This is a genomic window from Planotetraspora phitsanulokensis (assembly GCF_016863295.1).
GTDB lineage: Bacteria > Actinomycetota > Actinomycetes > Streptosporangiales > Streptosporangiaceae > Planotetraspora > Planotetraspora phitsanulokensis.
Genome location: NZ_BOOP01000013.1, coordinates 54,128 through 71,637 on the forward strand (window position 1 = coordinate 54,128; position 17,510 = coordinate 71,637).

At 70.9% G+C, this 17,510-nt stretch carries 21 protein-coding genes; 12 read left to right on the top strand and 9 right to left on the bottom strand.

The genetic code is table 11. From position 1 onward, the window contains the following. Positions 1 to 157: 157 nt before the first annotated feature. Positions 158 to 556 (bottom strand): hypothetical protein, encoded by a 399-nt coding sequence (locus Pph01_RS15950; RefSeq protein WP_204073869.1) that lies wholly within the window; start codon positions 554 to 556, stop codon positions 158 to 160. Positions 557 to 569: 13 nt separating this feature from the next. Then, positions 570 to 818 carry a hypothetical protein gene (locus tag Pph01_RS15955; RefSeq protein WP_204073870.1) on the bottom strand — a complete coding sequence of 83 codons (249 nt, stop codon included), beginning with the start codon at positions 816 to 818 and terminating at the stop codon, positions 570 to 572. 162 nt (positions 819 to 980) lie between these two features. On the opposite strand from Pph01_RS15955, the gene Pph01_RS15960 reads away from it, so the two are divergent. Further along, complete coding sequence (locus tag Pph01_RS15960; RefSeq protein WP_204073871.1) at positions 981 to 1,871, top strand: LLM class flavin-dependent oxidoreductase; 891 nt, start codon at positions 981 to 983, stop codon at positions 1,869 to 1,871. Positions 1,872 to 1,877: 6 nt separating this feature from the next. Here the strand turns inward: Pph01_RS15960 and Pph01_RS15965 are convergent, their stop codons facing one another. After that, a complete protein-coding gene (locus Pph01_RS15965; RefSeq protein WP_204073872.1) occupies positions 1,878 to 2,543 on the bottom strand; it encodes a TMEM175 family protein in 666 nt (221 codons plus the stop codon). 330 nt (positions 2,544 to 2,873) lie between these two features. Here Pph01_RS15965 and Pph01_RS15970 point away from each other — a divergent pair, with 330 nt between their 5' ends. The 5 genes from Pph01_RS15970 to Pph01_RS15990 all read left to right on the top strand — a co-directional run bounded on the left by Pph01_RS15970 (position 2,874) and on the right by Pph01_RS15990 (position 7,762). Beyond that, on the top strand, positions 2,874 to 4,307 hold the full coding sequence (locus Pph01_RS15970) for a CBM96 family carbohydrate-binding protein (protein ID WP_204073873.1): 1,434 nt from the start codon (positions 2,874 to 2,876) through the stop codon (positions 4,305 to 4,307). Positions 4,308 to 4,390: 83 nt separating this feature from the next. Continuing rightward, positions 4,391 to 5,674, top strand: a complete 1,284-nt coding sequence (locus Pph01_RS15975) for an MFS transporter (protein WP_239116735.1) — start codon at positions 4,391 to 4,393, stop codon at positions 5,672 to 5,674. Continuing rightward, positions 5,671 to 6,738, top strand: coding sequence for a TolB-like translocation protein (locus tag Pph01_RS15980; protein WP_204073874.1), 1,068 nt, complete (start codon positions 5,671 to 5,673; stop codon positions 6,736 to 6,738). The genes Pph01_RS15975 and Pph01_RS15980 overlap by 4 nt, the downstream gene beginning before the upstream one ends. Before the next feature lie 91 nt (positions 6,739 to 6,829). Next, positions 6,830 to 7,123 carry a hypothetical protein gene (locus tag Pph01_RS15985; RefSeq protein ID WP_204073875.1) on the top strand — a complete coding sequence of 98 codons (294 nt, stop codon included), beginning with the start codon at positions 6,830 to 6,832 and terminating at the stop codon, positions 7,121 to 7,123. A gap of 174 nt (positions 7,124 to 7,297) precedes the next feature. Then, on the top strand, positions 7,298 to 7,762 hold the full coding sequence (locus tag Pph01_RS15990) for a nuclear transport factor 2 family protein (protein WP_204073876.1): 465 nt from the start codon (positions 7,298 to 7,300) through the stop codon (positions 7,760 to 7,762). A gap of 8 nt (positions 7,763 to 7,770) precedes the next feature. Here the strand turns inward: Pph01_RS15990 and Pph01_RS15995 are convergent, their stop codons facing one another. Next, positions 7,771 to 8,589 (bottom strand): MBL fold metallo-hydrolase, encoded by an 819-nt coding sequence (locus tag Pph01_RS15995; protein ID WP_204073877.1) that lies wholly within the window; start codon positions 8,587 to 8,589, stop codon positions 7,771 to 7,773. Positions 8,590 to 8,788: 199 nt separating this feature from the next. On the opposite strand from Pph01_RS15995, the gene Pph01_RS16000 reads away from it, so the two are divergent. The 3 genes from Pph01_RS16000 to Pph01_RS16010 all read left to right on the top strand — a co-directional run bounded on the left by Pph01_RS16000 (position 8,789) and on the right by Pph01_RS16010 (position 12,288). After that, positions 8,789 to 9,544 (top strand): hypothetical protein, encoded by a 756-nt coding sequence (locus tag Pph01_RS16000; RefSeq protein WP_204073878.1) that lies wholly within the window; start codon positions 8,789 to 8,791, stop codon positions 9,542 to 9,544. 146 nt (positions 9,545 to 9,690) lie between these two features. Beyond that, positions 9,691 to 9,897, top strand: coding sequence for a hypothetical protein (locus Pph01_RS16005; RefSeq protein ID WP_204073879.1), 207 nt, complete (start codon positions 9,691 to 9,693; stop codon positions 9,895 to 9,897). A gap of 63 nt (positions 9,898 to 9,960) precedes the next feature. Continuing rightward, positions 9,961 to 12,288: a S8 family serine peptidase gene (locus tag Pph01_RS16010; protein WP_204073880.1), complete on the top strand. Its 2,328-nt coding sequence runs from the start codon at positions 9,961 to 9,963 to the stop codon at positions 12,286 to 12,288. 26 nt (positions 12,289 to 12,314) lie between these two features. On the opposite strand, the gene Pph01_RS16015 is transcribed toward Pph01_RS16010, so the two are convergent. Continuing rightward, positions 12,315 to 12,587 carry a DUF1876 domain-containing protein gene (locus Pph01_RS16015; protein WP_204073881.1) on the bottom strand — a complete coding sequence of 91 codons (273 nt, stop codon included), beginning with the start codon at positions 12,585 to 12,587 and terminating at the stop codon, positions 12,315 to 12,317. A 111-nt stretch (positions 12,588 to 12,698) separates the two neighbouring features. Between Pph01_RS16015 and Pph01_RS16020 the strand changes: the two genes are divergently transcribed. After that, the gene (locus Pph01_RS16020) at positions 12,699 to 13,544 is read left to right on the top strand and encodes a universal stress protein (RefSeq protein WP_204073882.1); all 846 of its coding nucleotides are present in this window, start codon (positions 12,699 to 12,701) and stop codon (positions 13,542 to 13,544) included. Between the two features lie 28 nt (positions 13,545 to 13,572). Here Pph01_RS16020 and Pph01_RS16025 read toward each other — a convergent pair whose 3' ends face one another. The 4 genes from Pph01_RS16025 to Pph01_RS16040 all read right to left on the bottom strand — a co-directional run bounded on the left by Pph01_RS16025 (position 13,573) and on the right by Pph01_RS16040 (position 15,742). Next, on the bottom strand, positions 13,573 to 14,244 hold the full coding sequence (locus tag Pph01_RS16025) for a CBS domain-containing protein (RefSeq protein ID WP_239116736.1): 672 nt from the start codon (positions 14,242 to 14,244) through the stop codon (positions 13,573 to 13,575). 166 nt (positions 14,245 to 14,410) lie between these two features. Further along, the gene (locus Pph01_RS16030) at positions 14,411 to 14,854 is read right to left on the bottom strand and encodes a pyridoxamine 5'-phosphate oxidase family protein (protein WP_204073884.1); all 444 of its coding nucleotides are present in this window, start codon (positions 14,852 to 14,854) and stop codon (positions 14,411 to 14,413) included. A 52-nt stretch (positions 14,855 to 14,906) separates the two neighbouring features. Next, on the bottom strand, positions 14,907 to 15,509 hold the full coding sequence (locus Pph01_RS16035) for a nucleoside/nucleotide kinase family protein (protein WP_239116737.1): 603 nt from the start codon (positions 15,507 to 15,509) through the stop codon (positions 14,907 to 14,909). Continuing rightward, on the bottom strand, positions 15,452 to 15,742 hold the full coding sequence (locus tag Pph01_RS16040) for a hypothetical protein (protein WP_239116738.1): 291 nt from the start codon (positions 15,740 to 15,742) through the stop codon (positions 15,452 to 15,454). Before Pph01_RS16040 ends, Pph01_RS16035 begins: the two co-directional genes overlap by 58 nt. Before the next feature lie 164 nt (positions 15,743 to 15,906). Here Pph01_RS16040 and ppgK point away from each other — a divergent pair, with 164 nt between their 5' ends. Beyond that, a complete protein-coding gene (gene ppgK / locus Pph01_RS16045) occupies positions 15,907 to 16,638 on the top strand; it encodes a polyphosphate--glucose phosphotransferase (RefSeq protein WP_204073885.1) in 732 nt (243 codons plus the stop codon). Between the two features lie 173 nt (positions 16,639 to 16,811). Further along, positions 16,812 to 17,495: a winged helix-turn-helix domain-containing protein gene (locus Pph01_RS16050; RefSeq protein WP_204073886.1), complete on the top strand. Its 684-nt coding sequence runs from the start codon at positions 16,812 to 16,814 to the stop codon at positions 17,493 to 17,495. Positions 17,496 to 17,510 lie beyond the last annotated feature (15 nt).

The following is a 17,510-nucleotide window of genomic DNA, read 5'->3' on the forward strand; positions in this document are numbered from 1 at the left end:
ACGCTGATAGATGTCCGATGTGTCATGCAAATATCGTTGTGTCCGGACAGGAGGAATTGGCAGCATAAAGACACTGAGAAAGGCAGCGGTATTGTGGCGCCGTTTCGGCGGATGACCGGAAAATGCGTTACGGAGGTGAGTTGTCGGGCATGGGTGACTACGGGCGTGATACGGAAGACGTGGTCGGGCCCGCGTCCGAGGTCTGGTCCGTGGTCGCGGTCGTGTCCGACGTCTGGGACGGCGTCAGCGCGACGTTGATGTCATGCAGCAGGTGCTGGCGCTCGCGCTGGTTGAGGCGCCCGTGCTGCCGCTGCCGGTCGCGGTTGCGGTTGAAGTTCCGGTTCCGGTTGCGGTGCACGGAGTCCAGGTTGTTGTCGTCATCGTCGTCGTCGTCGTCGTCGTCGGCGACGTGGCGGAGAAGCTGGCTAGGGACGCTGCTGAGCTTGCCGGCGGAGGCGCCGGCCGAAGAGGCGGTGACGGCGCCGAACACGAAGGCGCCGCTCGTCAGGGTGGCGGTGGTGGCGAGCACCGCGATGAGGCCATGAGCCTTGGGCATGTGGGTTTCTCTCCTAGAAAGGAATACTGCCCTGCATTCGATATTTTTCAGAATCGGCATTGAATGCAATCTCTGAAAAACGCTGCAGATCAACACTGAGTTGTCTTGTTTCCCGGCCATCCGTGACGCAAACGGTGATCGGCGGCTTTTGCCTTTTGGCTGACATTTCATTGAAGAAGCCACGGGAATCTCGCAGGGAGGCATGTCGAATATCCCTCCTGTCGTATTTTGTGGGCACGCCGGCAGATGTCCGATGTGTCATACAAATATCGTTGTGTCCGGACAGGAGGAATTGGCAGCATAAAGACACTGAGAAAGGCAACGGTATTGTGGCGCCGTTTCGGCGGATGACCGGAAAATGTGTCACGGAGGTGAGTTGTCGGACTCCGGGAACAACCGCCCGCCCCGGGAGGTTCTCGCGGGCATGGGTGACTACGGGCGTGATGTCGAATTCGGATACTTCCTCGTGCCGAACGCCGGGGATCCCCTGCTGAGGACCGCGCAGGCGGCCGACCGGCTTGGGCTCGACCTGATCGGCGTTCAGGACCATCCCTATCAGCGTCGTTATGTCGACACGTGGACGCTCCTCAGCGTCATCGCGGCTGGCACCGAGCGCATCAGGGTCTTTCCCGACGTCGCGAGCCTGCCTCTGCGCCCGCCGGCGGTGCTGGCCAAGTCGGCCGCGAGTCTGGACCTGCTCAGCGGCGGGCGGGCCGAGCTGGGCCTCGGGGCGGGCGCCTTCTGGGACGCCATCGAGGCGTACGGCGGGCCACGCCGTACGCCCGGGGAGGCCATCGGCGCGCTGGAGGAGGCGATCACGGTCATCCGGGGAATCTGGAGCACCGAGCCCGCCCTGCGGTTCGAGGGCTCGCACTACCGGCTGAAGGGCGCCAAGCCCGGCCCGGCCCCGGCGCATCCCATCGAGATCTGGCTCGGCGTGCGCGGGCCCAGGGCCCTTGCGCTCACCGGCAGGACGGCGGACGGCTGGCTGCCCTCGAGCAGTTGGGCGTCGCCCGAACTGCTGCCCGGCTTCAACGCGCGCATCGATGAGGCCGCCGTGGAGGCGGGACGCGAGCCGAGGGAGATCCGTCGGCTGTACAACGTCAACGGCACGATCACCGACGGCCCGTCCTCGGGCTTCCTCAACGGCCCCGCCGACCAGTGGGTCGAGGAACTGACCGACGTCGCGGTCGGCTACGGCATGGACACGTTCGTCTTCTGGGGTGAGGGGGACCAGGAGGTCCAGCTCCGCAGGTTCGCCGAAGAGGTCGTGCCGGCCGTACGGGAAAGGGTCGCGCAGGAGCGCGCGGGCTGACCGGCGTCAGGGGGTGAGGAGCCGGCGCCCGGCCCGGTGCCCTCCGAGGATGATGAGGGGCGTCAGCACCCAGAGGTAGGGGACGCCGTCCATCACCCAGCTCAGCGCGGCCGTGATCAGCCAGAAGGCGCCGTTCACGGTCAGTGTCAGCGCGATGACCCGCAGGTGGAAGATGTCCGTGCCCGGCTTGGTTACCCCGCCGCGCACGGCGGCGAGGTTCAGGCCGGCCTGGCAGAACAGCAGGCCGGCCTCCGCGACGGCGAAGAGGGTCACCGACAGCGGGTTCAGCGAGGACTCGCCGATCAGGGCCGTCGGGTACGGCAGCAGCACCACGAGGATGAGCAACGGGATGTGGAGGCGCAACATCCACCGGCTCATGCCGGTGATCTGGTCGAACAGCCGGTGATGCTGGCGCCAGGTCGCCCACAGCACCAGGAAGGCGATGAGGAACGCCAGGAAGATGCCGGCGTTCTCGCCGAGGAAGTGCCACAGCTCGCGGGCCATCGCCATGCGGTCGGCGTCGCCCCGGCGGGAGAGCCCCTCAGGGCGGGGGATCTCGATGACGAGCAGGGTCATGGCGATGGCGAAGACCGCGTCGGTGAACATGCCCATCCGCTCATGGGTCAGCCCCGGCGGGACCGTGGTGGCGTCCGGCGATTCGGCGGCGGTCATCGGGCTCCTCGGCGCAGGATCGGCATTCGCGGCGAACGGGAGGATAGTCGCAAACGCCCGAACATGTGCGCGCCCGCTCACCAGACGGACGACATCGCACATGGCCTGATGCCGGGGCGGCCGCTCGAAGAGGATCTCCCGGCTCCCCCTGTAGAGACGGGTTCGTCGCGGCGGACCGTGGCCGTCTCACAGCGGAGATTCAGGCGATCTTCAGCCGTTCACCAGGCGGCCACCGGGTCATCCATCGTGTGTCATCGCGGTGTCGGGACTCGTCTTTACCGTCCGAAAGGCCCCCAGTAACCACAAGTCAATAATGGGAGGGCCTGGACGATGTTGAGGCGCAAGGCCACGATCGCGACGTTCCTCGCGGCCGTCAGCGTGACAGCCGGCACCGCGGTCGCGGTGCTGGGCGACGCCACGGTCGCGTCGGCGGCGACCGCCACCTTCACTCCGGTCGCGGACACCTATGTCGACAACTCCGTGACCACCACCAACTACGGCACCTCGGCTCAGCTCGGCGTGGACAACTCGCCCGTCAAGCGGATGTTCCTGAAATTCACCGTGTCCGGCGTGAGCGGAACCGTCACCGGGGCCAAGCTGCGCGTCCACACCGACGACGTGTCCGGCGCGGAGAGCCCCAGCGGCGGCACCTACAAGGCGATGAGCAACACCACCTGGTCGGAGACCGGGGTGACCTGGGCCAACCAGCCCGCCATCGACGGCGCGACCCTCGGCTCCGTCGGTTCGGTCGTGCGCAACTCCTGGTACGAGGTCGACGTGACCTCCTACGTCAAGGGCAACGGCACGTTCAGCATCGGCGTCACCTCGTCGAGCAGCGACGGCGCCGACTTCGACTCGCGTGAATCGGGGTCGACCGCTCCGCAGCTGGTCGTCACGACCGGCACGTCCTCGACCCCCACCCCCACGCCCACCCCCACGCCCACCCCCACGACCACGCCGCCGTCCGGTGACCCGGTCCTCGTCGGCGCGGGCGACATCGCGAACTCCGGTTCCGGTGACACCGCCACGGCGGCCCTGCTCGACGGCATCCCCGGCACCGTCTTCACCGCCGGCGACGACGCCTACGACAACGGCTCCACCGCGGACTTCAACAACTACTACGCGCCCACCTGGGGCCGGCACAAGGCACGCACACGTCCGGTGGCCGGCAACCACGAGTACAACACCTCGGGAGCCTCGGGGTACTTCGGCTACTTCGGGTCGGCCGCGGGAGAGCAGGGCAAGGGCTACTACTCCTACAACCTCGGCAACTGGCACATCGTGGCGCTGAACTCCAACTGCTCCTCGATCGGCGGCTGCAACGCCGGTTCGGCTCAGGAGCAGTGGCTGCGCGCCGACCTGGCGGCCAACACCCGGCCGTGCACGCTCGCCATGTGGCACCACCCCCGCTTCACCTCGGGGTCCAACCACGCGCCCACGACCTCCGTCGGCCCGCTGGTGCAGGCGCTGTACGACAACAACGCCGAGGTGGTCGTCACCGGTCACAACCACCAGTACGAGCGGTTCGCGCCGATGAACCCCAGCGGGCAGCTCGACAACGCCCGCGGCATCCGGCACTTCGTCGTGGGAACCGGAGGTGCCGGAATGTACAACTTCGGCACGATCCAGCCCAACAGTGAAGTCCGGAACAACAACACCTTCGGCGTGCTGAAGTTCACCCTGCACTCCAACAGCTACACCTGGCAGTTCGTGCCTCAGTCGGGCAAGACCTTCACCGACAGCGGCACCAACTCCTGCCACTGATCCCGGCCGTACGGCGCCGCGCCCGGCGTGCTCCCCGCACACCGGGCGCGGCATCCCCCCAACTCGGGAAGGTGTGCACGCCCGTGTACCTGTCCACGATCGGCCGGCAGAAGCAGGCCGCGCCCGGCGGCCGGATCGGCCGGAGCAGATGGACGGCCGTCGGCGCCAACGTGTTCGCGCTCGGCACCGTCAGCCTCGTCACCGACATCTCCTCGGAGATGGTCACCGCGATCCTGCCCGTCTACCTCGTCGTCGGCCTGCAGTTCAGCCCCGCCGCCTACGGAGTCATCGACGGCGCCTACACGGGTGCCACGGTGTTGTTGCGCCTCGTCGGCGGATATCTGGCCGACCGGGTGCGGCGGCGCAAGGCCGTCGCGGGCGTCGGATACGGCCTGTCCGCGATCGCGAAGCTCGGCCTGATCGCGGCGGGTGGATCGGTGACCGCCATCGGCCTGGTGATCGCCGCCGACCGCGCGGGCAAGGGCCTGCGCACCGCTCCGCGTGACGCGCTGATCACCCTGTCCGCCCCGCCGGACCAGTTGGGCAGGGCCTTCGGCGTGCACCGGACGATGGACAGCGTGGGGGCGTTCCTCGGCCCCCTCGTCGCACTCGCCGTGCTCGCCATGGCCGGGCAGCGGTACGACGCCGTGTTCGTCACCAGCTTCTGCGTCGCCGCGTTCGCCGTGGTGGTGCTGGCGTTGTTCGTCCGGGACCACGGAGGGCCGGCCTCGGCCCCGCAGCGGTCCGGGGGACAGGTGTCGGTACGGCAGGCCGCCGGCCTGCTGCGCATCTCCGGCGTGCGCAGGCTCCTCGCCGCGGCGTGCCTGCTCGGTCTGGCCACGGTGGGGGACGGCTTCGTCTACCTGCTGCTCCAGCGCAGGGAGGACCTGTCGCTCGGCTGGTTCCCGCTGCTCGCCGTGGGGACGAGCCTGGCCTACCTGCTGCTCGCCGCCCCGCTGGGCGTCCTGGCCGACCGTGTGGGCCGGCTCCCTGTGACGCTCTGCGGCTACGGCGCCCTGATCCTGGTGTACCTGGCACTGCTCGGGCCGGTCGGCGGGCCGGTGCTCGTCGTAGCCGTGCTCGGCCTCTACGGACTCTTCTACGCCGCCACCGACGGCATCCTGATGGCGCTGGCGGCGCCCCTGCTGCCCGAACGGTTGCGCACAACCGGGCTGGCGCTCGTGCAGACCGGCCAGGCCGTCGCCTATCTGGGGTCGTCGGTCCTGTTCGGCCTGGCATGGCAGTTGTGGGGGACCGGCGTCGCGTGCCTGCTCGCCGTACTGGCCGCGGGGATCGCGATCGCGGCGACGGCGGTGCTGCTGTCCGGGCAGACCCGGCGGCCGATCGGAACGGAGGCGACATCATGAGTGATCCGAGCTTGCCCGAAAGCGCCGGCGCGTCCAGTGGGGGCGGCGGGCTGAGCCTGCGCGCGAGGGTGTCGATCGCGTCCGCCGTGGCCGTCCTGCTGGCGGCGGTGGCGGTCGTCGCCATCGTCGTCGCCCCGTCCGGCACACCGGTGGCCGCGGGGCCGGGGGCCCCGGGGCGGGGAGCGGGGGGATCGGGCGTGATCCGCGCGGACGGCCCCAGGCTGCAGATGCTCGACAACGGGATGCTGGCCGCCGTCTCACTCGACGATCCGGGCGGCCCCCGGATCGTCACCTCGCAACGTTGCGACCGCGCGTACGCGGCAGCGGGCACGGTGGCCTGCCTCCGGCCGGCGAGCGCACTCGGGGCCACCCGCCTGTCCGTGCTCGACGACGGCATGCGCGAGCGGCGGTCGATCGAGCTGACCGGCTTCCCCAACCGGCTGCGCGTGTCCGACAGCGGACGGATGATCGCCTGGACGCTGTTCGTCAGCGGCGACTCCTACGCGGGCGGGGAGTTCTCCACGCGGGCCGGCATCCTCGACACCCGCACCGGCCGGCTGGCCACCTCGGTGGAGGAGTTCGCGGCCGTCGTCGACGGCAGGCCGAACCGGGCGGCGGACCTCAACGTGTGGGGCGTCACCTTCACCCGCGACGACAACCGGTTCTACGCCACCGTGGCGACGGCCGGCCACCGCTACCTGGCCGAGGGCGACTTCGCGGCGAAGACGCTCAGGACCGTGGCGGACGGCGTCGAGTGCCCCTCGCTCTCGCCGGACGGCACGCGGGTCGCGTTCAAGTCGGCCGTCGACGGCGACCCGGCCCGGGGATGGCGGCTGTCGGTCCTCGACCTGGCGAGCAAGAGGGTGGTCGCGACGGGCGAGACCCGCAGCGTGGACGACCAGGCGATCTGGCTCGACGATCGCACCGTGGCCTACGGGTTGCAGCGCAGCGACGGAGTCAACGACGTGTGGGCCGTCCCCGCCGACGGGACCGGGACGCCGCGGCTGCTGGTCCCCGGCGCCAACTCCCCGTCGGTCGAGGTCCCGGAGGCTGGAGAAAGGTGATCGCGCGGGCCGCCGGACCCGCGTCTCCCGCCGCCGAACGAGGGTCCGGCGGACCATTGCACGGCCTGATCGGCGGGCGTACCTTCCAGCCATGGATGTCATCCATCAGGAACGTGTGGCGTGGGAAGGCGCACGCGCCTTCGTGGCCGCGTCCGGCGCTGACGCCTACTGGTGGCTCAGCGAGATGATCGAGTCGAACCTCGGTCGCACCTACCAGGTGTGCCTCGCCGCGACGCGGGCGCGCCTTCAGCGTGAAGAGGCGACACTCCCCGAGATCGGTGCGTGGCGGGTGCGACTGGAGGACCTGCTCCGGGTCCGTCCCGACGTGCAGCCGGCCCTGCTCGAACTGGTCGCCGAGACCTCCGCCCGGCTGGGCCGCTACTGAACGGCCGCGGGGCGGCCCTTGGCCGAAACCTTGCGGGTCCCTGAGCGGGTACGGCCGGGACGCGTGGCCGCCGGGGGATACGTTGGCCGGTGAGCGGGCGTTTTGTCCGTCAGCCGGACCGAGCCTGGCCACGTGCGGCGCGGGCGGTCATCCCGAGCGCACCCAGGAGCACGCATGACTCGCCCTCCGGTCCCGCCCTTCACCCATGAGACGGCCGTGGAGAAGGTCCGCCTGGCGGAGGACGCCTGGAACTCACGCGATCCGGAGAAGGTGGCGCTCGGTTACACGACGGACAGCCGCTGGAGGAACCGCTCGGAGTTCCTCACCGGCCGGGACGAGATCGTCGCGTTCCTGCGCCGCAAGTGGACCCGGGAGATCGACTACCGCCTGATCAAGGAGTTGTGGGCCTTCGGCGGCAACCGCATCGCCGTGCGATTCGCCTACGAGTGCCACGACGACAGCGGCAACTGGTTCCGCTCCTACGGCAACGAGAACTGGGAGTTCGACGAGCTGGGCCTCATGCGCGTACGGCTGGCCTGCATCAACGACCTGCCCATCGAGGAGTCCGAGCGCGCCTACCACTGGCCCCTCGGCCGACGGCCCGACGACCACCCCGGGCTCTCCGACCTGGGCTTCTGACCGGCCGGTCATTCGAGCGGCGCGTCGTCCAGGGCGAAGTCGAGGTAGCGCGCCGCGGACCGGCGGACGGCCTCCGACCCGTCGGTGCGCACCACGTGCCGCCACCACGCGCCGTAGACCTGGTCGAACGGGTACCGCTCCAGCAGCGACAGGGCCCGGCGCACTGTGCGTGGCCGCTCCGGGATGAGGTTCGGGTAGCTGTACATGAAGCCCACCCATCGGCGGTCCTTGACGACCTGCAGGATGTCGCCGGAGAACAACGCGCCGGCGCTGCCCGGGGCGTCGCGCCAGTGCAGCACCTGCCCGCCGGCGAAGTGGACGCCGGCGTTGACGAGGGTGAGGCCGTCGCCGATCACGTGGGTGTCGCCCTCCCAGAAGACGACCGAGTCGTCGGGACGCGCCACCCATTCGCGGTCGAGCGCGTGGATGTAGACGGGTGCGCCGAACGCGTGGGCCCAGTCGACCATCGTGCCGTAGTAGTGCGGGTGGCTGATCGCGATGGCGCTGACCCCGCCGAGGTCGCGCACCTGCCCGATGACGTCGTCGTCGAGGTAGGTCACCATGTCCCACAACACGTTCCCCGCGGGTGTACGGACCAGCAGCGCCCGCTGGCCGATCCCCGTGGCCGGGTCCGTACCGACGCCGACGACGCCCGGGCCCTCCTCCTCGATCCGCGCCCGATGCCCCGCGCGGCGCAACTCGTCGAGGGAGGTCCATCGCTGGCCGTCCCAGCCGACGTACTGCCGCTCGTCCTCGCAGATCGGGCAGTCCTCACGCGGGCCGGCGTACTGGACGCCGCAGGTCAGGCAGATGGGCAGGTCGTTCATCGGCGCTTCCTCCACATGGTGACGCTGGGTGACCGGCGAGGCCTTCCGGGATCTTCGTGTTGATCTCATCGAGCAGCGACAAAGCGGATCAATTCAGGCTTAGTCATATCATTACGCTCTTCGCATTGCGTGTCTGAATTGTCACGTTATGTAATCGCATGGGCGATGAGCCAGACCTACCTGGCTCGAAGGAGACACTATGACGTTCACGACGATGAACCCGACGTCCATGGCCATGCCGCTGGGATTCGGATCCCAGCAGTTCTCTCCTCAGCACCTCGGTCAGATGTCCCCGGCATCCTCGATCAACGCGCCGCACCTGCAGGCGCTTCAACAGCTCCAGGTGCTGCAGCAGGCTCAGGCCCTGCAGCAGGCACACGCTCAGGCCCAGGCCCTTCAGCAGGCGCAGGCTCAGGCCCAGGCCCTGCAGCAGGCACATGTTCAGGCTCAGGCTCTGCAGCAGGCTCAGGCCCTGCAGCAGATGTCGCCGTTCGGGGCCGTGGCGCCGCAGGACGAGCAGGTCCTGCCCCAGGAACACGTCCTGAGCCCGGCCACCTTCTGGAACAAGGTCGCTCACATCGGCGCCCGGCACGGCGCCGCAGTCGTCAGGCAGATCCTCGACGGCATCCAGTTCCAGCAGGTGGCCGCTCAGCAGGCGGCCTTCCAGCAGCTCGGCCAGGTGACGCCGTTCCAGCAGGCCGCCCAACAGCAGGCGGCACAGCAGATGGCACAGCAGATGGCCCAGCACCTGCCGCAGCCGCTGCAGCAGGTGGCCTTGGCGTTCGGCCAGGCCCAGCCCTTCCAGCAGCCGGCTCAGGCCGTCCTGCACCACCTGCAGCAGCAGGTGCCGGTCGCGTTCGGCCAGGCGCCGCACCAGCAGGTGCCGGTCCCGTTCGGCCAGGCCGGCCAGGTGTCCCACCAGCAGGTACCGGTGGCCGCCGGCTCCGGGTTCTGAGCGGAGGACATGAGGTGGACTCGATCGGTGAGGGGCCGCTCAGGCCCGGCGCCGGCTCGGGTGGAACGGATGCGGCCCCGGGTCCGGCGACGACGCCGGACCCGGGGTCGCCCGGACCGTCCGGCCTCCTGCAGGTGCATTGCGCCATGAGCCTGCAGCAGCTCTACGCCTGGTTGCAGGCGACCGTTCCACAGGCGCCGCAGGTCGCCGGGGTCGTGCCTCTGGTCGTGCGGGCGGTGCAGCTCTACCGCGCCGGGCAGCACGAGGCGTGCGTGGCCCAGATCCAGTCGGTGCTCGACAGCATCAACGCCGGTCACTGGTCCGCCGCTCCGGTGACCCGGCCCTTCGCCTGACCTCGGCCGAGCCGTGGGGGTGCGGCCAGTAGACCAGCCTGAGCTGGGGAAAGTCGGGACGCAGTGACCACTGACGACAAGCCCAAGAACGGAAGCGGGCAGTCGCGCCCGACGGGTGCGAACCGGTCGCGGCAGACGTCGCGGCAGGGCCCGCAGCCGGTGCTGCCGCGCCCGCTGCGGTACATGGTCGCGCTGCCTCCGCCCCAGGCCCGTCCGCAGGCGGGAGCGACCGGCGCGGTCCTCGACGCCGACGGGCTGCTGCGGCTGCTCGAGGGCGATCCCGAGGTCGGCGTGCGCCGGCGGCTCCCGGCGAGGTCCGGCGAGCCGGGCGCGGGAGGCCGTCCCTTCCCCTCCGTCGTGGTCGTGGACATGACCGCCGAGCACGCGGCGGAGCTGCGGCGGCGGCTGCCGCAGCTGCACATCGAGCGCGACCGGCTGCTGACCTACAGCGAGGTGCCGGTGCCGCCCCGAAGGAGGAAACCGGCGCCGGCCGCGCCGCCCCTGGGGATCGAGAGCACCTTCGCCTTCCTGGTGCGGGACTCCGCGGGCGCGCCGGTGCCGGGCGCCGTCGTCGTGCTGACCGGTTCCGGGCTGCCCGCGCAGGCGGTGACCGGGCCGGACGGCCGTGCCACGGTCACGATGGCGGGCGAGACGGCGGAGTCGATCGTCAGCGTCCTCGTCACCCCGCGATCCGGCCACTGGAGCGTGTACGTGGAGCGCCCGGCCCTTTCGTCGAGCCGGGAGAACCTGATCGAGCCGGAGACGTTGTCCGAAGGGCTCGAAGGACTCCCCGGACGGCAGGTCTTCGGCTGGGGGCAGACGGCGATGGATCTCGACCGCCTCCCACGTGCTCTCAGAGGCGCGGGAGCCAAGATCGCGATAATCGACTCGGGGGCGGCGACCGAGCATCCCGACCTCATCGGACAGGTGACGTGCGGGATCGACCTGGCGGGTGGGAAGCCCGACGGCTGGGCCGACGACACCGCCCATCACGGCTCTCACTGCGCCGGGATCATCGCGGGCGGGGACGACGGCCGGGGGATCGTGGGATTCGCCGCGGAGGCCGAGGTCCACGCCTGCAAGATCTTCCCGGGCGGCCGTTTCAGCGACCTCATCGAGGCGCTCGACTACTGCATCGACCAGCGGATCGACGTGATCAATCTCAGCCTCGGCAGCCGCCATCCGTCGCGGCTCGTCGCCGCGAAGATCGACGAGGCGCGCCGGGCGGGGGTGGCCTGCGTCGTCGCCGCCGGAAGCGACGGAGGCTCCGTGTGCTTCCCCGGCACTCTGCCGACCGTGCTGACCGTGGCCGCGATCGGGAAACTGGGGACGTTCCCCGACGGCACCGGGCACGCCGCCGAGGTCCGGGGACCGGTGACGGGGGAGGGCTACTTCTCTCCTCTGTTCACCTGCCGGGGGCCCGAGGTTGACGTGTGCGCCCCCGGAGTCGCGGTGCCGTCGTGCGTCCCTCCGGGGACCTACGCGGCCTGGGACGGCACGTCCATGGCCGCGCCGCACGTCACCGGGCTGGCCGCGCTCGTGCTGGCCCATCATGAGGACTTCCGTCACGCGTACGTCCGGCGCGACGCCCGCCGCGTCGACCGGCTCTTCCACGTCATCAGGTCCAGCTGCCAGGCGCTCGACCTGGGTGATCCGTACCGGACGGGGGCGGGGCTGCCGAACGTGCTGCGTGCTCTGGGCCCGGCGCTCACCCAGGTGACGCCGCAGCCCGAGGAGGTGCGGAGGTGGTCCGTCGAGCTCACCGCCGAGATGGTCCTCGCGGGGCTGACGGCGCTCGGCCCGGCTCAGGCCGACCCGAACCAGATGGGCCCCAATCAGATGGGCCCCAATCAGGTGGGTGCGGATCAGACCGGCGGGGCAGGGCACGCCCAGGCGGCCGGAGCGGGTCCCGCGGCGGGCACCGCGCCGATGAACGGCTACGCCCCGCAGGACGGTTTCGCGCCGTCGCCGGCCGGCATGGCCGTCATGAACGGCCCCGCGCAGGTGGACGGGATGATGCCGGCCAACGGGCTCCCCGCCGGTCCCGGGCGCACGCCCGGCGCTGCCGCGGGGCCGAGCGTCCTGGCGGCCTCGAACGGCTCTGACGCCGCGGGAGCCGTACCGGCCGGTGATCCGGAGAGGGCGGCGGGCGACGGCGCCGGGGCGGCGAACGCGACTCCTGCGGCCTCCGGGGCCGACGGCGCTCCTGCACCGGGGGTGACGGCGGAGACCGGAGCGATTTTCGACGGGGTTCCAGGCGGAGCCGCGACGGTGGGGGGTGGCGCACACGACGGGCTACGGGACGGGACGGCCGCGCTCGCGTGGCTGGCCCGGGAGATGGGCGCAGCAGGACTCATCGCCGGCCGGCGTGGCGCCGGCCCGCTCCTGTGAGCATGCCGCCCACGACCGGGACGCCGTCAGCGGCGCTCGCGCGACACCGCTCCGGCCATCTGGGCCACGTCCTCGGCGCCGTCGCCGATCAGCTTCGCCGCCAGATCCGACAACGCCCGGCCGACGGCGAGCTCGTCGCCGATCTCCGGCACCGGGCGGTCGGAGGGATTGCGCCGGGCATGGGCGACGCTCTCGTGCCTGCGTCCCGCGTCGGTGTACAGCACCGCGGTCGCGGTGGTGACGTCGTCGTTCTCGTCCTCGGTGAGGAAGACCTCGACCGTCCATCGCTTGGTTTCCATGGCGAACACCCCCGACTCAGCATCTCTCCGGGGCGGGCGCGGCCGGAAGGGACTTTCGGCCCGGTACGGCCGGACCCGCGCGGGAACGCCAGGTGAAAGGAAGGAAAGCCCATGCCTGATCCGATCATCGTCGGCGCCGACGGCTCACCCGCCGCCTTGGCCGCCGTGGAATGGGCGGCCGACGACGCCGCCCGTCAGAGGCGCCCGCTGCGCCTGGTGTCCGTCGTCGACCGCTGGGCGTACGGCATCGTGAAGTTCCCCACCACCGCGGGCGACCCCCTGACGATGCACGCCGAGCGGGCGCTGGCCGAGGCCGAGACGGTGGCCAACAAGCGCCAGCCTGACGTGCCGGTCAGCATCGAGATCATCGAGGGGCTGCCCGCCAAGATCCTGCGCGACAAGGCCAAGGAGGCGGCCGAGATCGTGCTCGGAACCCGCGGACTGGGCGGGTTCACCGGCATCCTGATCGGCTCCGTCAGCACCCATGTCGCCGGTCAGGCGCACGGCCCGGTCGTGGTCGTGCGTCCCGGATGGAAGGACACGCACGGCGAGGTGGTCGTCGGCATCGACGACTCGGCCGAATGCGAGGCGGCGATCGCCTACGCGGTCGCGCAGGCCGAGGCCCGCGGCAGCACGCTCCGGGCGGTCTACGCGTGGCAGCTGCCGGTGCACGCGCTCGCCCCCGAGATCGGCTACGACATCGACGGGGTGCGCGAGGCCCAGCACAAGGTGGCGGCGGAGAAACTCGCGCCCTGGCGGCGGCAGTCCGACGTGACGATCATGGAGGACGTCGTGTGCGCGCACCCGGTCGACGCGCTGACCGACGCCTCCGAGGCCGCGGACCTGCTCGTGGTGGGCTCACACGGCCGGGGCGCGCTCGGGTCGGTGATGCTGGGATCGGTCAGCAGGGGAGTCCTGCACCACGCCCACTGCCCGGTGGCCGTGGTCCGGCCCTGACACGCCTGACCGGCCGTCGTCGTTCGCGTCACTCGTTCTCGAGCGTGTCGTCACGCTCCCAGGTCAGCCGGTCGACCACGTCGACGACGCCGTTGACGCGTTCGGTCATCCGTACGAGCGTCATGACGTCGCCACGACGGGGCACCGTGCCGCTGAGCGTGACCACCGCGTCGGAGACCGCCACGTGGACGTGCGACGTGTCCGCCCACAGGGCACCCTCGACGATGTCGTCGCGGATCTCGCGGGCGACCTCCTCGTCGCTCCTGACGATCGTCTTGAGCAGGTCGGTACGGCTGACCACGCCCTCGAGCCGCCCGTCGTCGTCGACCACGGGGAGCCGCTTGACGCCGTGCTCGCTCATGAGCCTGGCGGCGCTCACGGCGTTGGTGTGCGGCCTGACCGTTACGGCGGGCGCCGTCATCAACTGGGCGGCGGTCTCGGCCCGGGCCTTGGCCGCGACGTTTCTGGAGGGCGAGCGGACGCGCTCACGGAGCCGCACGCGCACGGGAGGGCGGTAGCCCTCACCGTAGAACTGCTCCCTGAACTCCTCCCTGTGGAGCAGGTCGGCCTCCGACACGACGCCGAGCACGTGGCCCTCGCCGTCCACCACCGGCACGGCGCTCACGCCGTAGGTGAGCAGCACCTCGGCGACGTCCCTGAACGACGTGCAGCCGTTGACGGACACGACCTGCCTGGACATGACGTCCCGCACCTTCATGTGCATGATCAGCCCCCCTCGCGGCGGTGACGCGGCCCCCACCGCCATTTCACCGGAGGACGGCTCGGCGCACAGGGGGCGGAGGTCCCGGGTGCCAGGGCCGTTCGGCCACTGCGGGCGTCCGTTCGATCGGGTGTTCCCCTGCAGGTCAGGGGTTGGAGTACACGCGCCGAGGAGTCAGCAGGACGGCGGTGCGCCGCTCCTCGGCCATGACCCGGTCGTACTCGTCCCAGTCGTCGTGGGTACCGCCCGCCGCCTTGAAGATCTTCCTGAGCAGAAGCCGGAGTCCCTCCGCGTCGATCCCGGCGAGCGGGTCGTCGGGCCCGGCCAGGTCGGTCCCGCCCTCCGCCGCCGTCCACTGCCAGCCGCTGTGCACCACGATGGTGGCGTTCGGCCTGGCCCGCAGGTCCGCCAGTTTCCGGGCGGTTCCCCGCGCGACGAACCCGACCACCGACTGGCCGGTGGCCGGATGATCGAGTACCCCCGCGTTGACCACGGAGGAGCGGATGCCACCGTCGGGGCGCAGGGTCGAGACCACACAGAGGCCGTGGTCACCGGAGACGAGGCCGGCGAATTCCGCGAGATCGGTCACCTGAGTGAGCCTAACTCCGCCGTCCGCCCCTCCACGGCGCCACGCTCGCCGGTCAGCCGGTGTCGATGATCAGGTCGGCGCGTGACCGCACGTCATCGGCCGCGTAGTACTCGTCCTCCTGGCGTGCCCAGCGCCGCCAGTGCGGTGCGTAGACGTCGCCGTCGCGCGCCAGCGCCCGGGCCCTGCGCACGCCGGAGGCCGCCTCCAGCCACACCAGGCCGCTGAGGTAGGGCGCGGCCCGGACGGCGCCGGATCCGACGCCCTCGACGACGAGGGCGGCCGAAGGCGGGGCCTCATGCCATTCCGCGTACCCGCCCCGATCCCAGTCGTAGCGCCGCCAGCGCGCGGGCCCGCCGGAGGCGAGGGGGCGCAGCACCCATTCGAGCAGCGCGTCCATCCCGGAGGCCAGGCCGTCCCAGCCGTCGTAGAGGTCGTCCATCCGGATCGTCGCGGCGCCGAGCGCGGCGGCGACGGCGGCCGCGAAGGTGGACTTGCCCGCCCCCGACCTCCCCTCGACGGCGAGGACACGCGTCGTGTGCGCCCGCGCGGGACGGCCACGCAGCCACGCCGCGACCTCGCCCGCCGTTGGGCCGCCGGTTAGACGCCCGCGCGGGAGGGCGTGCGGATCCCCCGCTCCATGTTCGGGTCCTCCCATTCCTCCGCCCCGCGCTCCTTCGGCCGGCGTTCCCCGCCCTCACGCAGTTCCTCCATGCGAAGGGCCACGCCCATCGCGAAGAACGTCGGCGCCCACTCGCCCACGAACAGGCCCCAGTGGTCCGCCCGGTTCACGCCCGCCCGTTCGTACCGCTTCGACAGCAACCACGAGGCGGCCGTCAGGCCGATGGACGCGATGCCGGCCGTGTACATCATGTGGGAGCGGACGCCCATTCGGTGGAGAGTATGGATCATTTTGTCCCCCTCGTGGTGATTCCTCCTTACCTCGCTACCCAGTGCCCCCAGGAGTGACACGCTGAGTGGTCGCCCCAGCCGTGCGGCATGCTTACGACGTCGCTCTGCGGGTAGCGTTGATCGGCGAAACTCGGGAGGTAGCGATGGAAGCGCTGGGCATCGATATCGGCGGCTCTGGAATCAAGGGCGCCACCGTGGACACGTCGGCCGGCGAGCTCACGCGGGAGCGGCTGCGCATCCCGACGCCGGAGCCGTCGACGCCGGCGGCGGTCGCGGCGGTCGTACGGCAGATCATCGAGCACTTCTCATGGACGGGGCCCGTGGGGTTGACCTTCCCCGGGGTGGTGCTGGACGGCGTCATCAGGACCGCCGCCAACGTCGACCGATCGTGGATCGGGGTCAAGGGCGAGGAGCTGTTCGGCTCCGGCGTCGCCCTGCTCAACGACGCGGACGCGGCGGGCGTCGCCGAGGTCGCCTTCGGCGCGGGCCGCGGCCGCTCGGGCGCCGTGCTCGTGCTGACCTTCGGCACCGGCATCGGCAGTGCGCTGTTCGCCGACGGCCGGTTGGTGCCCAACACGGAGTTCGGGCACGTCGAGATCCGCGGCAAGGAGGCGGAGCACCGGGCCTCCGATCATGTGCGCGAGAAGCACGAACTGAGCTGGGAGAAGTGGGCCGAGCATGTCCAGGAGTACCTCCTGCACATGCGGGACCTGCTGTGGCCCTCCCTGATCGTCATCGGCGGCGGCGTCAGCAAGAAGGCCGACAAGTTCCTGCCGCTGATCGATCTGGGCGACACCCCGGTCGTGCCGGCCGTACTGCTCAACGAGGCGGGCATCATCGGAGCGGCCATGGCCGCGGTGACTCGGGAGCACTAAGCCCTTAATTCCTACTTGAATAACGGGGAATTATCCGTCACGATGCCTTCATGGCTTCATGGCGAGGGCTGACCGAGCGTCGTCACATCGATCCGCTCCGCGTCCGCGGCGCCGCCTGTCGATCGCCGGGATCACCCCGTCCGGACATGCTTCAGGCAAGGAGAGACCACGAGATGTCACACGTGATGGATTTCGTCGCGCATCAGCGCGAGCCCGGTCACGACCCGGCACCCGCGGACGAGGGGACCGTGCTCGGCGTGCTCCCCATGCCGGGGGCGGACGCCGCGCTCGTGATCGTCGGCTACATGGTCCCGCTGGACGGCGGATCGCCGTCCGTAGAGGGACTCAGGCCGCCGCGAGGGGCCGGCCTGCCGGACGGGAGGGCGGCACGGGCTCCTCAGGACACCGCGCGGGCCGCTCTGGACGCGGTGCGGGCCGCTCAGGACACGGCGCGGGCTCCTCAGGACACGGCGCCGTCTGACGAGATCGCCCCGGTCCCCGCTCCCGCTCACCCCGGCCGCGGCGACCACGTCTCCCGCCAGGGCCGGGCACCCGCGCCGGTGGAGGATCTCGTCGTGGACCGGGCCTCCCGCGCCGTCCGCGTGGACGGGGTGGAGATCGAGCTCACCTACCGCGAGTTCGAACTGCTCGACTACCTGTGCTCGGCGCCGGGCCGCGTCTTCAACCGCCGGCAGTTGATGTCCGCCATCTGGGACAGGTACGGCGACGAGGGCGCCAGGACCGTCGACGTCCACGTCCTGCGGCTCCGGCGCAAGCTGGGCCCGCACGCCGGGCGGATCGTGACGGTTCGCAACGTCGGCTACAAGTACCAGCCGGCCCGCCTGCGGAGGTCCTGAACCGGTGCGCGGGGC

Bases quoted from the DNA above. Each gene is read 5' to 3' on its own strand.
- Pph01_RS16040 (WP_239116738.1), bottom strand. From the start codon at position 15,742: ATGGGCGTCCGCTCCCACATGATGTACACGGCCGGCATCGCGTCCATC.
- Pph01_RS16050 (WP_204073886.1), top strand. From the start codon at position 16,812: ATGTCACACGTGATGGATTTCGTCGCGCATCAGCGCGAGCCCGGTCAC.
- Pph01_RS16025 (WP_239116736.1), bottom strand. From the start codon at position 14,244: ATGTCCAGGCAGGTCGTGTCCGTCAACGGCTGCACGTCGTTCAGGGAC.
- Pph01_RS15950 (WP_204073869.1), bottom strand. From the start codon at position 556: ATGCCCAAGGCTCATGGCCTCATCGCGGTGCTCGCCACCACCGCCACC.
- Pph01_RS15955 (WP_204073870.1), bottom strand. From the start codon at position 818: ATGACACATCGGACATCTGCCGGCGTGCCCACAAAATACGACAGGAGG.
- Pph01_RS15980 (WP_204073874.1), top strand. From the start codon at position 5,671: ATGAGTGATCCGAGCTTGCCCGAAAGCGCCGGCGCGTCCAGTGGGGGC.
- Pph01_RS16005 (WP_204073879.1), top strand. From the start codon at position 9,691: ATGAGCCTGCAGCAGCTCTACGCCTGGTTGCAGGCGACCGTTCCACAG.
- Pph01_RS15960 (WP_204073871.1), top strand. From the start codon at position 981: ATGGGTGACTACGGGCGTGATGTCGAATTCGGATACTTCCTCGTGCCG.
- Pph01_RS15985 (WP_204073875.1), top strand. From the start codon at position 6,830: ATGGATGTCATCCATCAGGAACGTGTGGCGTGGGAAGGCGCACGCGCC.
- Pph01_RS15990 (WP_204073876.1), top strand. From the start codon at position 7,298: ATGACTCGCCCTCCGGTCCCGCCCTTCACCCATGAGACGGCCGTGGAG.
- Pph01_RS15965 (WP_204073872.1), bottom strand. From the start codon at position 2,543: ATGACCGCCGCCGAATCGCCGGACGCCACCACGGTCCCGCCGGGGCTG.
- Pph01_RS16020 (WP_204073882.1), top strand. From the start codon at position 12,699: ATGCCTGATCCGATCATCGTCGGCGCCGACGGCTCACCCGCCGCCTTG.
- ppgK (WP_204073885.1), top strand. From the start codon at position 15,907: ATGGAAGCGCTGGGCATCGATATCGGCGGCTCTGGAATCAAGGGCGCC.
- Pph01_RS15970 (WP_204073873.1), top strand. From the start codon at position 2,874: ATGTTGAGGCGCAAGGCCACGATCGCGACGTTCCTCGCGGCCGTCAGC.
- Pph01_RS15995 (WP_204073877.1), bottom strand. From the start codon at position 8,589: ATGAACGACCTGCCCATCTGCCTGACCTGCGGCGTCCAGTACGCCGGC.
- Pph01_RS16035 (WP_239116737.1), bottom strand. From the start codon at position 15,509: ATGGGAGGACCCGAACATGGAGCGGGGGATCCGCACGCCCTCCCGCGC.
- Pph01_RS16000 (WP_204073878.1), top strand. From the start codon at position 8,789: ATGACGTTCACGACGATGAACCCGACGTCCATGGCCATGCCGCTGGGA.
- Pph01_RS16015 (WP_204073881.1), bottom strand. From the start codon at position 12,587: ATGGAAACCAAGCGATGGACGGTCGAGGTCTTCCTCACCGAGGACGAG.